13 protein-coding genes are annotated in these 12,605 nt (G+C 47.6%); all 13 read right to left on the reverse strand.

The annotated features are described in order from the left end of the window. Positions 1 to 19 precede the first annotated feature (19 nt). The 13 genes from ACR32F_RS30045 to ACR32F_RS30105 all read right to left on the reverse strand — a co-directional run bounded on the left by ACR32F_RS30045 (position 20) and on the right by ACR32F_RS30105 (position 12,565). On the reverse strand, positions 20 to 1,234 hold the full coding sequence (locus tag ACR32F_RS30045; RefSeq protein ID WP_440113838.1) for a clostripain-related cysteine peptidase: 1,215 nt from the start codon (positions 1,232 to 1,234) through the stop codon (positions 20 to 22). A gap of 23 nt (positions 1,235 to 1,257) precedes the next feature. Then, a complete protein-coding gene (locus tag ACR32F_RS30050) occupies positions 1,258 to 1,725 on the reverse strand; it encodes a GNAT family N-acetyltransferase (RefSeq protein WP_440113841.1) in 468 nt (155 codons plus the stop codon). A 13-nt stretch (positions 1,726 to 1,738) separates the two neighbouring features. Next, a complete protein-coding gene (locus ACR32F_RS30055) occupies positions 1,739 to 3,205 on the reverse strand; it encodes an ABC transporter ATP-binding protein (RefSeq protein WP_440113844.1) in 1,467 nt (488 codons plus the stop codon). 32 nt (positions 3,206 to 3,237) lie between these two features. Further along, a complete protein-coding gene (locus tag ACR32F_RS30060) occupies positions 3,238 to 3,690 on the reverse strand; it encodes an asparagine synthase-related protein (RefSeq protein ID WP_440113847.1) in 453 nt (150 codons plus the stop codon). Positions 3,691 to 3,806: 116 nt separating this feature from the next. Then, positions 3,807 to 5,477, reverse strand: a complete 1,671-nt coding sequence (locus ACR32F_RS30065) for an ABC1 kinase family protein (RefSeq protein WP_440113850.1) — start codon at positions 5,475 to 5,477, stop codon at positions 3,807 to 3,809. Then, complete coding sequence (locus ACR32F_RS30070; protein WP_440113852.1) at positions 5,478 to 5,858, reverse strand: phasin family protein; 381 nt, start codon at positions 5,856 to 5,858, stop codon at positions 5,478 to 5,480. Between the two features lie 72 nt (positions 5,859 to 5,930). Further along, positions 5,931 to 6,569, reverse strand: coding sequence for a ThuA domain-containing protein (locus ACR32F_RS30075; RefSeq protein WP_440113854.1), 639 nt, complete (start codon positions 6,567 to 6,569; stop codon positions 5,931 to 5,933). Positions 6,570 to 6,604: 35 nt separating this feature from the next. Then, positions 6,605 to 7,195: an SDR family NAD(P)-dependent oxidoreductase gene (locus ACR32F_RS30080; protein ID WP_440113857.1), complete on the reverse strand. Its 591-nt coding sequence runs from the start codon at positions 7,193 to 7,195 to the stop codon at positions 6,605 to 6,607. A 204-nt stretch (positions 7,196 to 7,399) separates the two neighbouring features. Beyond that, positions 7,400 to 8,230, reverse strand: coding sequence for a uroporphyrinogen-III synthase (locus ACR32F_RS30085; protein ID WP_440113859.1), 831 nt, complete (start codon positions 8,228 to 8,230; stop codon positions 7,400 to 7,402). A gap of 130 nt (positions 8,231 to 8,360) precedes the next feature. After that, positions 8,361 to 9,509, reverse strand: coding sequence for a GerAB/ArcD/ProY family transporter (locus tag ACR32F_RS30090; RefSeq protein WP_440113861.1), 1,149 nt, complete (start codon positions 9,507 to 9,509; stop codon positions 8,361 to 8,363). Between the two features lie 54 nt (positions 9,510 to 9,563). Further along, entirely contained in the window at positions 9,564 to 9,785 is a 222-nt protein-coding gene (locus ACR32F_RS30095; RefSeq protein WP_440113864.1) for a hypothetical protein, read from the reverse strand. Continuing rightward, a complete protein-coding gene (locus ACR32F_RS30100; RefSeq protein WP_440113867.1) occupies positions 9,778 to 10,977 on the reverse strand; it encodes a Ger(x)C family spore germination protein in 1,200 nt (399 codons plus the stop codon). Before ACR32F_RS30100 ends, ACR32F_RS30095 begins: the two co-directional genes overlap by 8 nt. Positions 10,978 to 10,981: 4 nt before the next feature. Next, entirely contained in the window at positions 10,982 to 12,565 is a 1,584-nt protein-coding gene (locus ACR32F_RS30105) for a spore germination protein (RefSeq protein WP_440113870.1), read from the reverse strand. Between the last annotated feature and the right edge of the window lie 40 nt (positions 12,566 to 12,605).

Raw genomic sequence — 12,605 nt, forward strand, 5'->3', positions numbered from 1 at the left:
CATCAGCATACAACAACGTTCACTTTTTGTTGGGAGTATCTGGAGTCCGACGTGACAACAATGCCGAGTATTCAGTAATGAAGGACTTATAGCTTGGGCTAAATTTCAGTTTTTGGTACTTACTGGACTTTTCAGTAAAGCGATGGACATCCTTGCTCGGAAAATAAACGCTCATTCCTTCTCCCTTGGGATGCTCAGGAGACTTCATGTTAAAAACAACCGCTTTTTGAATTTCTTTTTTGACGCGGTCCGCCTCGTTCTCAGCTTTCATTCTTTTGCCGATCAAGGTAAACAAATCAGCAAGATCCACCAAATCGGCTTCGTCCGCATAATCCTCGGCTTGATCCCGGGCTTTTCTCAAATGACTCATTCCCTTTGTCATAGCTTGGGGCTTTAACAAACTTTTGCTGAATGACTCGACTGCCTTCATAACCTCTTCCATCCGATCCATTCGAATGATCGATTGCTGAAGGTCCTCCTCTTCGCCGTTTTCCTTCGACTGTTCCAGATATCCTTGAGCAATAGTTCTGCCCAACTCAAGGGTGGAAATCCCGGGATTGTCTTGAACTGCCTTCAGCATTTTCGTATAATCCCACCCATTCTGATTCGTGTAATCGACGGATGCAAGCATATATTTTCCATAGTCCCTAAGGGCATAGGCCACCTCCACACTTGCCATTTTGCAATTATCGAAGCCGATGAGTTCAAATTTAATTCCCGTTTCGTTATAGGCATGCCCAATTCCTTTTTGAAGCTCGGTCAAGCTCATTTTTTTATTTCCGTAGTGCTCGTCGCCCCCGTATCCATCGATCGGTCCAAGACCGTGTCCCCAGAACATAAGCACATGCTTCCGAGCCGGATATTCACGGGTTCCCCAGCGAATGAAATCTGTAAGGGAAGCGGATGTATCCATATTTTGCGAGCCTGCGTTATCCAGAAGGGCCAACCTCCCCTTTTCGACACGCCATCGTTGATTCAGACCGGGTTCGATGGGCGAATGGTCCCAGCTTCGGGCCCCTCCTGTCTGAACGACAACACCTACATTGCTGGAAGAGCCGACACTCATCATTTCCTTCAAGTCATCACTTGCCATATGAAAATCACTTTCCATATCTGAACCAATCATATAGATGAGAAAGGTGTAATCGGCCTGCCGATCGGATGCTTTTAGTTCAGCTACAGGAAGAAACGAGACAAGCAGAATGAACACGAGCAGCCGTATTGTTCTTTTCATTCCCCTCCCTCCTTGTTTCCGCTCTACACTTTAATATTAGCGATATGCCATAAAGAGAAATAACCGTCTTCATCGGGAGCTTCGTTCTCCAGTACAAAACCAGTAGACTGAAAACACTTTAAACAAGCAGCGTTGTCAGCTTCAATTCCGGCGTACCATTTATAGATCGTTCCCAGCTCAGGCAGTTGCATGGCATTTCCAACCACTGCTCTGCCGTAGCCCTTACCCCGAATCGACGGATTGACAACGATGGCGATACTTCCCGTATTCTGCTCCTCCCGCTCAATCATAATTACACCTACGGCTTCACCCTCCGAGAACGCGACCCACACGTCATAACCGGGATGCTGCTCGACATGCCGGTACCACTCGCCTAAAGGAAGCATTCCCTCCAATCGCCGATGAACCTCCGCATCCTTAAACCAATCCTCCAGCATCGCCAGATCGCGTTCAGTAAACGGACGCAGGTTATCAATCAATACCACGCTCATTTCATCTCACCTCTTATCTGTATTTTTCAGCCTGCATGTTGTATAGTTCGGCATACCCTGCGCCATTTTCGAGTAATTGGTCGTGGGTTCCCGTCTCCATGATTCTGCCCTGTTCCATATAGACTACATAATCTGCGTGTCGTGCAGTGCTTAACCGATGCGAGACGATGACCACCGTCTTGTTTTTCATTAAATCCCGCATTCGCTGGAACACGTCTTCCTCCATGAACACATCAAGCGCAGAGGAAGGTTCGTCCATGATCAGCAATCCGGCAATATCTTCTCTCATAAAAGCACGGGATAATGCAATCCGCTGCCATTCTCCTCCTGAAAGGCTTCTGCCTCCGAATAGCCTGCCTAGCTGTGTAACATATTTGTGCCCCAGCTTGTGGAGATATTCGTCCACTCCGCCCAGCTTGGCAGCTCTTTCAATTATCCTTTGCTCGTTAACAGCCGCAAGATTGCCTAGCCCAATGTTGTCCCGAAGATTCATTTCATAGCGTACAAAATCCTGGAATACCGCTGTGGCCTGTGTCCGATAGGCAGCGATATCATACTCTCCCAGCGGAATATCGTTGTAAAACACCGCTCCTTCATTCGGATCAAAGAAGCGCAGAAGCAGTTTGACAAGCGTGCTTTTGCCTGACCCGTTTTCACCGACCAGCACGGTCACTTTTCCAGCAGGGATGATAAGCTCAGGGATATCCAGCACAACTTTGGTTTCATCATACCGGAAACGGACTCCTTCCAGGCGGAAGCCCTCTTTGACAGACACCGCCGGAGGGTATGAGCCAGACTTCATTTCATTCTCGCTATAGAGAAAAGAACGAATCTTCTCCAGATGCTTGGCTTCCCTGGGACCGATTGCAAAAGCCGCAAATAATTCATTCATTCCCTCATTCAACTGAATAGTGGCACCAATAAATAAAAAGATGTCTCCTGCTGTGAAATGGCCGGAAATTGCCTGTCCAACTAGATAAATAATGATGAGGCCGGCGGCCAGCGACTGGAGCACAGACCACAATAATTGATGGAGAGCCAGTTTCCGTTGGTCGGCTGAAAGTGTAAGCAGAAGCTCTCGTGAAGTGCTCAGGTATCTCTCCTTAAAAAAAGGAACAAGACCAAATACCTTCAGCTCTCCGGCTGTTTCAGGCCTGAGCGGCGTACCAGCGTAATATTCAGCACGCCGCCTTAATTCCTGGACCTCCTCACGCCCTTCAAAGGTCGCGTTGTTGAGCTTCGCTTCCCAATACAGCTTGGGAACGACCAACGCCAGCAAGACGATCGGGGCCCAGGGAGCGATCGTTCCGATCATTATACTCCCGGCTGCAATCACGACCAGTCCTCCGATGGTCTGAGAAATAATCGTTAACCACATTGTAACGAAGTATTCGTTATATTGAATAACTCGAGTTTTTGTATGGAAGCCTGCCTTTTCAAAAGGAGCAATATCCGGAATCGACATTGCTTTGCTGATCAACAACTCATCAATATGCGCTTGAAGTTTTGCAGTTACGAAGGCAAGATATCCGTGAATGCTTTTCGAAGCAGCAGCTTGGAACCGGCATAGCTGTCTTGCTCCCCCTTCAAGAGATCAAAATGCTGCTCCGGCGGAACCGAGAACGAAAACTCGATCATGCGCCGGTCCAGAAACGGATGATACGCAGGCAAGGTAATGCCTACAGAGTCCATGTATCTTGCACGAGGCCACAGAAAGTCGTAATGATAACGCTTTCTCCAATAGTTTAGTGGCCTGCTTTTGCGATATCGGTGAACCTCCTCCGCATTCATCTGCCGTTCTCTCTGGAGATGCTCGTTTGTAAAAAATTCGGGCAAGTCGTATTCCGTATCTGACCATAACAGCTTGTAGTACATTTTCTCCCCAATATAAGGAAGAAATGGAGCCAATCCATATTGAAATTCTGAAGCAAGACTGGATACAGGCGGAATTATATTAGCTGTCATGGCTCACGTATACTGATTGCTGGCCTGAATATGGCATTTTCCAAAAAACTAGTAGAATTAAAGCAAGACCCGCAAAGATCCTTTAATAAGGTCTCTTTGCGGGTCTTGTTGTTATTCTAGAATCTTCCCGATTTGAATATCGAATAGAGCAGGAAAGCCACCATCAGAATCGCCACCAGAAAACCAATCTCAATGACCGGAATGTCCCACAGCATCGTGGACTGATGACTAATCGATGAACCAATAATTAATCCAACCATGATAATACAAAAGGCGAGCAGCACGATGCTGAAGGACAGTCGATTACTGATTTGATCCATTCTGCGCATGAGCGCATCCAGTTCAGGGACACTGATCTCCAGCCTCAGCTTACCTTTGCTAATAATAGAAGATAATTGCCTTAACTGCCCCGGCAGACCAATGACACTCTCGGCCATATCCGCCGCACTGCGGAACAACCGATTCTTGATTCTTCCTGGACTGAAACGTTCCTTGATCAGCTTCCGACCAAAGGGCTCGGCCATATCCACAATGCTCAGGGAAGGATCGAGATGTTCAATAACACCTTCCATCGTAAGCAACGATTTCCCCAGCAACAGAATGTCGGCAGGCATCACGACCTGGTGTCTCTGGGCTACACCGAACAGGTCATTCAACGCTTGACCCACACTAATTTTGGAAAAGGGAATATCGTAATACTTGGTACGCAACTTGTCCAAATCCACATGAAGCCCGCGTAGATCCATATCATCTGGCATCATGCCAAGCTTCTCAATGGCCCGGATCATACTCTCTGTATCTTTGCGCATCAGTCCAATAATAAGCGAAGCGAGCTGCTGCTTCATCTCATCGCTCAGACTGCCCACCATGCCGAAGTCAATAAAGGCAAGCCTTCCATCCTTCAACACCATCAGATTACCCGGATGTGGATCAGCGTGAAAGAATCCCTGAATAAAGATCTGATTCAGTAATGAATCCACCAGCCGCTCTGCAATGTTATTCAGATCATGTCCACGTCTCACCAGTTCGTCACGATCATTGAGTTTGATGCCCTCGATGTACTCCATGGTCAGCACACGCGATGAGGTCTGATCCCAGTAGATCACCGGAATCTTCACCTTGTTATCCTGCTGATAGTGCTGTGCAATCTTCTCCGTATTGCGGCCTTCGACGGTATAATCCAGCTCGGCCATCAGTGCCTGAGCGTACTCTTCTACCATTTGCGGAATCTGGTACTGTTTCACCCAATCCCAGCGTTTCTCCGCCATGGCTGTCAGTTCCCGCAAAATATCCAAATCACGTTGTACAATGCGTGAGATCCCCGGCCGCTGAATTTTAACGGCTACCGACTCGCCGCTACGAAGCTTGCCCAGATGCACCTGTCCAATGCTGGCTGCAGCTACAGGGGTATCCTCGAACCGGGAAAAGATCTCTTCCAGCGGTGTATCCAATTCCTGTTCCAAAATACCCCGTGCCGTCTCCGAAGAGAACGGGGGGACTTGATCCTGCAACTTCACCAGTTCGCGAATGACAGACTCAGGCAATAGATCTGCCCTTGTGCTTGCGAGTTGCCCCAGCTTGACGAAAGCTGGCCCCAGCTCCTGCAGCACAAGCCTGATGCGTTCACTCAGCGTTTTGGTGGTGTGTGCTTCACGCGACATCCACCGCCGGGGTAGGGCCAGCAGCTGGAACAATCCCAGCTCCTCGACCATATAACCGAAGCCATGACGCACCAGCGCCATGGCAATTTCACGGTATCTGCCGACATGTTTGATTCGCACAGCCATCTACTCGATCTCGTTTCCTTTGAGAGGAGGAGGAACTTCAAGTGGAGCCGGGGATTCATCAGGTTGAAGCTGTGGTGTGTGGCCCAGTTCAGCAAGCTTTTTCTCCAGGACAGCAACGCGCTGTTCCAGACTAGTTACATCACTTTCGGATGCCACGCCAGCTTCCTGAAGCACCCGTTTGACCTGTTCCTGGATCACTCGCTTGAACTGGCCCTGCTCTTCATCGCCACGCTCCATTAGACGTTCAATCAAAGCTTTGGATTCACCGGGCGCAAGTTCCCCGCGTTTGACCAAATCATCCACGGTTTTCTCAATTTTTTCTTTGCTTACAACAGTAAGACCCAACCCTAACGAGATCGCCTTTTTGAACAAATCGCTCATTTTTGTCATCCTCCTCTTTGTTGATCTCTATACTATACCCCTTATACTCCGCATGCAAAATTTACAGTCAGATCAGACGTAACGTGCTGCCCATTTCCCTGCTTGCAGGATCAATTGACGGTACGTTTCGTGTGCAAAAGAAGGTATGTGATGTCCTGGCATAAGGTAAACAATCCGGCCAAGTCCGTATCTGTGCGCCCAAGCTGCGGGCTTCGGCCCTTCTTCGGATTGATATTCAAGCAGAATCTTCGTTTCGGCAAACGAACCAAACTCGAACTGATACGGTTCTTCCTCCATCGTAAACCCTGAAATGCCTTCGGTCACCGGATGTTTCTCCGCAGTTACGGTAAATTCCAGCGGTGCGTACGGCGGATGATGAAGAAACTTGGCACCGATCATCTGCTTGAGCTCATAACGATTTTGGAGCGATATCCCGTTATGTATGATAACCAGTCCACCTCCATTACTAACATACGACAACAAACCTGCTGTTTGCTGTGGAGAGACTTTTCCTTTCCAATCGTCCATGTATGAGATACACACATCAAATCCAGTTATATTTTCTTGCAGCAGCATGTTGCGATTCTCACTGCACTGCACAGTCATAGTATCATGGAAAATTCGGCTAATTTCTGCATCCACACCCTGAAGCGGGTGCCAGTCTGGATGAGTATAATCGCCAAGTAACAACGCTTTTTTACGATGATCCATTCATAAAATCTCCTTTCTGGTTAACCTAACAAAGACTACCAAGGAAGCGTGTCTCCCTTGTAATCTACATACGCGGGCTGACCTCCCTTGAATTGCTTATGGCGATCGATAAGTGCTGCAATATGTTGTGCCGATTGTTCAGGTGTAAGCTCGGCAGCAGCATCCAATTCTCCCCGCATATAACTCTGTACCCAACCGGGGTGCACAAGCATCACTTGTCCACCTTCATCCTTCAATCCATTATGCACAAGACGGGCCTGCATGTTCAATGCGGATTTGGACATGAAATAGGCAAACCAGCCATCGCGACTGCATTGCTTAATACTACCTGCCTCTGAAGATATATCGACAATCAGCTTGGTTGTCCCTTGAAGAAGGAGGGGCAACAGCGAAGGAGTCACACGTAGTGTACCTAAGGTATTCACGTTAAATACTTCTGCCATCTCCGCCATATTCAACGGGCCGCGGATATGATCCGTAATACTTCCTAGTATAGCCGCATTATTGATAAGCATATCCAGATGTTCTGTGTCCAGCTTAAGTGTTTCCGTGAACAGAGCTACCGACAGGTCATCCGCAATATCCAATTCGATGGCGTCTGTCTTTAATTCATTCCACATCTCCATCTGAAAACCTTTAATTATAGACGAGTCCCACCAACATCACGACCAAAGTCTCAGGGGGGCAGACCACGACCAGTGCTATCCTAATTATATAATTCTTTCATAAGCATATGGAATCATTCCTTTTTCACCCTCTATGATCCGGCCATAAGAAAAAAAAGATTCTAATCCGGAATTCGGATCAGAATCAGGAAATAAAGGGGCATATCAACTGCGGTTCTTGTTCACATGACCTGCAGCGAAATAACGCCCGAGTTCAACAATGAGAGCGCCCATCTTCTCTTCCTCCGGAACCACCAAAGCCTCAATGCCTTCCTCACGCATGGAATTCGCGGTAACTTTACCAACCGAAGCAGGTATAACACCTTGTCTGAAAGCTTCCAGCATCTGTTCAAGCTTATCCTGAGAAGCCGCGTATTCGGTCAAAAACCTGACCTGCGGTCCGCTTGTAAAAGCAACAGCATCTACCTTATGCTGCACAATCTCATTCAAAAGCTGTTCCAGTTCCGCATCTTCCGGTGGCACATGGCTGTAGGGAAGCACTTGCCTTACCAGCGCTCCCTGTTCTTCGAGCCAGTCTACAAGCTTGGGTGCCGTTTCTCCATGAAGCTGCAGCATCACTTTCTGTCCAGTCAGATCATACGGAGCGAATTCACGGATCAGCCCGTCTGTACTGCCATCATCATCCCGCACCAACGGAGTCAGTGTATGCTTGCGGAGTGCATTCACCGTCTTGTAACCTCTTGCTGCAATCGACGATGCTGACAATACGTCCAGCAATTGATCAGCAATCTCCATGTCCTCAGCCACATCGAATATCGCGTCCAACCCCATGCCAGTGGTCAAAACTGCCCAATCGGGTGGATCTGAGATCCAGGATACCAAACCATCACGAATATTCCGATCATCCAAAAAAACCGTTCCCTGTGCAGGTCGAACAAGTGGGATTCCGCCCATTTTTTCTACCAATAGGGACATTTCTTTGGATTTGCGTGGTCCTGTCAGTGCTACACGTATACCTGCCAAATGTTGAGCCATCCACGTACCCCCCGTTATTTCAGCCGAAAGTTCATCAGTCTGACTACAGTATACAGGGTACTTCTATGGAGGGAAACCGTGTTTCACCTCTTTTCGACGGTTTATCTATAACGATTTTTGATGATATTCATCAGGAAGGCTGCAGTTCACCCCCTGGATTCCCTTCATGTTTACCCTCGTTGGATTGCTTTTTATCACGTGATGCCATCTCTGGTTTGCCCTTTTTGCGAGGGTGAAGAAACATGAAGAGTATCAATGGAAACAACACCTCAAATACAATGGCGATCCATGTCCATTCCCGGGTGAAACGAAAGAGCTGAATGGCACTTCTGAAAAACCAGAAAGCACAGACAAATCCAACCAGAGCAACCGGTCCCGTCATGACTTTACCCGAAACTTTCGGGATCATGCGTTTCAGTCCCCAGCAGACAAAGTAAAGATCGAAAGCTATTTTCGTAATCATCGCGGGCAAAGTTGCTGCTGCCAGCGCCAGGTCAAACCGATCAAGAAAATCACTAATTTGCAGTTGTCTTGCCAGTTCATAGGAAGGATAAACCAGTCTGGATGCAATCGGTACTCCAATCGAGGTAATGGTCTCAATGAGAATCAACATCATAAGCAAAGCCGAAATCGTAATACCCCAGAAAACCGATTTGAACTGAAAATCACTGTCCTTAATCACAAAAGGTAATGCGACCACCTCTCCAAAAAAGGAGAATATGTACCAGCTCCCCTTTCCGACACCAACCACATCGACGTCAAAATACGGCATAAGATTGTCCATGTTAATTTGCTGAATCAACATAAAGGGTACGATCATTGAGATCAGCAGAAACAAAGTAACGTACAGTTCAGACATCCCGATTAGGGACCCTAGCCCACCCCTCACAATAAAAACAGCCATGACCAGAAGCGATAATGCAACAATGGAAATAGGTGTGGTCTCCAGCAATGTAATGCTCACGTAATCACCAATCAATCGAATGTCACGGGCAAATATAAAGAAAAAAAACAAGATGTACAGCAATCCTGTCATTCGTCCCAAAAAAGGATGCCGCTCAACAAGAGCCCCAAACAAGTCCTGTTTGGGGAATCTTCGCTGAACACGGCTCAACATCCATAAGGATAACACCAACACAAGAAGCACTGGTATATAGGACAAATAAGCATGCTGTTCAGCATAAAAAATGGCCTGTGCATGAGGCTGAATCAAAGTGCCTGTAATACTAAGCAGCATCACGAGCAGCACCAGTTGCCGCTTGGTTACTCCCTGATTCATGATATACCTCCTTTGTGGTGTTCACTTTTCAATCCAGACATACATCGTTGCATTCTATGGAAGCGGCAAGAATCGTTGGATCATGTGAGACACCCATACCGACACAAAAAAAGTCTTGCTCAAGTGCGTCACATAGAACCATAACGCCGTGCCCAGTGCGATGATTCCATACGATAGCCAACGATTGATAGCTGCCGCCTGCTTCAAATGTCTGAAATCCATTATGATCACTGCGATCACCATGCCCAGAAAGGTGAATAATAACGGCTTAATCATGCACGATATCCTCCTCCAAAACTCCGATTGGTTTATCAATGATCCCTATATTCTCAATAATGATGTGCGGTATTACCTCGACTTCCACATCTGGATAAATATCATCCCAACGATCCTTCATTTTGGTCCACTCTTTTGGCAGTTGCTGATGAATCGATCGGCCCAGACCGAGAATATCGGCATGATATTTTTTCTGAACCAATTGAATTCCTTGCTCGATGTCCTCTTTTATTTTTTGGTGAATCGCTGAATTTAATTTCAGAATCTCTTTTTCCCACAAGTCACCATAATTCGATTCGTTATCTACCAGAACCCCCTTGGCATACAATTGAACGGTTACGGTTACCTTTCCATTCTGAACACTGGGGTGCAATGATGCATTATTCTCATTTAATTTGATAAACAGAGTGCCTTTTCCGCGTGGGGCCTCGATCATCACTTCCGGTGCGTTGGCTTCACCCATCGCCAAGATCAGTGCATCGCCGGGTGCTTTCTCAATCATGCCAACCAGCTTGTCCTTCTTGAAAATGGCTAATCCATCAAGCTTGATGTTGGTCTTTACGTCCTTCCAGTCTTTCGGCACATTGTCTACACTTGAAGCAACAGGCAAAAATGGATCTACGCCTTCACTAAGGATGGCATCCGTGAAGGTTTTGAGCGAACGGGGGCTACGCATATTCAGATAACATAATTCTCGCACCATCTCCGATGGAAACTTTTCAATGGGTGCATCTGTATCCATTACCTTAAACGCTTCTCCCCTGGTAACAACCGGCAATGCGGAGAAACGATTCAACGGGTAACGTGTCATCAAATCCAGCATGGGGGCAACCCCCTCCCGGGCAAGCTTCTCTCCAATGAGCACGGTACGGCGGTGTGCATAATAAATCTTTCGAGATAGCGCCTTCTGGCCTTCAATTGTCGTTCCTCGAAGAGTTTTGGCTGTATTGGATAACATAAACCATGATTTATCACTGCTTGTACCACCCCCGCCTCCCGAACTGCCGGAAGAACCGGATTGACCCGGAAGAGCGATTTGCAAGCTTGATCTGTAATTCTCCTCTTCCTTATCAATGGCAATGCCGATAACAAAGGCTACATCGTTAATTTCTTTACGATCCCAACATCCAGAGATGAAAACAGTACACAGGAGCAGCATGGCGACAGCACGTCGTTTGCGTATGAAAAACATGTGTTCACCACCCTTTCTCAGCTTCAGGTGAACCATTGATCTTATCACTCATTCGTTGCTCGTTACGGTGAACCGTAGAAGGACGATGAATCATTTTCCACCACGGCACACGAATGATAATATCCTTGGTATCTGTTTTACTGTAAGGACTAAGGCCTGACAGATAGGGCACACCAAAAGACGTCATCTGGGTCAGATGCACTGAGATCAGGACCAGTCCGATAACAATGCCATACAGCCCAAGCATGCCAGCAAGTAACATGATGGGAAAACGCAATAAACGAACGGTGATGGCGAAGTTAAATCGCGGTATGGTGAAGGATGCAATCCCTGTCATGGATACAATAATAACCATGGGCGCAGAGACGATCCCCGCCTGTACTGCTGCCTGTCCAATGACAAGCGCTCCAAGAATACTGACTGCCTGACCTACCGTTTTGGGCAACCTCACCCCGGCTTCGCGTAAAGCTTCGAACGAAAGCTCCATAATGAGCGCTTCAACCAAGGCCGGGAAAGGAATGGCCTCCCGGGCTCCGGCAATACTCAGAATCAATGTCGTCGGCAACATATCCTGATGAAATGTCGTAATGGCGATATATGAGGCTGGCAGGAAAAGTGCAATAGCTACGAACAAAAATCGAATCCACCGCAGCAGGTTACTGATAAAGAATCGTTCATAATAATCCTCACTGGCTTGAAGCATCTGCCACATCGTGACAGGCGCGATCAGAGAAAAAGGAGTCCCGTCCACCAGAATGGCGAACCGTCCTTCAAGCAGATTGCCTGCTACTGTATCTGGACGCTCCGAATAATGCATTTGCGGAAACGGGGAATACGGGTGATCTTCAATCAGTTCCTCGATATACCCTGTTTCCAGAATGCCGTCGATATTGATTTTCTCCAAACGTTTCTTTACATCTCTAATCAATTTGGGATCGGCAATGTCGTCCAGATAGGTCAACACAATATCGGTTTTGGTTTCCGTGCCCAATGTCATGCTCACCATCTTGAGCGAGGGGGTTTTGAGCTTAAAGCGCAACAAGGCTGTATTGACCCGCAGTGTTTCAGTGAATCCTTCCCGCGGTCCACGAATAACGGACTCTGTCTGGGGTTCTTCCACACCACGTCGTACGCCGCCTTTTACATTGAACAGCCAGGATTCACGACTCCCATCGACCACCAGAAGCGCCGAAGATGCAAGCACGCCTTCCGCGGCGGCTGCCCAAGTTTCCACTCGTTTCACCTGCGTCAGCTCGACGCGTGTATCATCCAGCGGAACATCCGGCTCATCCGTACGCTGTTGTACCAGACCACGAATGATTGGTCGCAGCATGTGCTCCTGGATATCGGCTGAATTGACGATACCTTCGATATACACCAGAAGTCCCTTCACTTCAGGTGTGATCATCACATTACGAAAAACCACATCTGAGCAGTCGGAGAAAATCTCTTTTAGCGCTTGAAACTGAGTTTCATGTACTGTACTAATGGGCTGCCGCAGAATAGGCGGGGACGGCAATCCCAGAGGGATATGCCTTTTCTCTTCCGATGCCCGAGACTTGTCTTTCCCTGATGTTCTATCCGCCATATGCCGTCCCTCCGTTCTTGTTTTTATACAAGGTAGCTTG

It is taken from the genome of Paenibacillus hebaui (genome assembly GCF_051934385.1).
Classification (GTDB): domain Bacteria; phylum Bacillota; class Bacilli; order Paenibacillales; family Paenibacillaceae; genus Paenibacillus.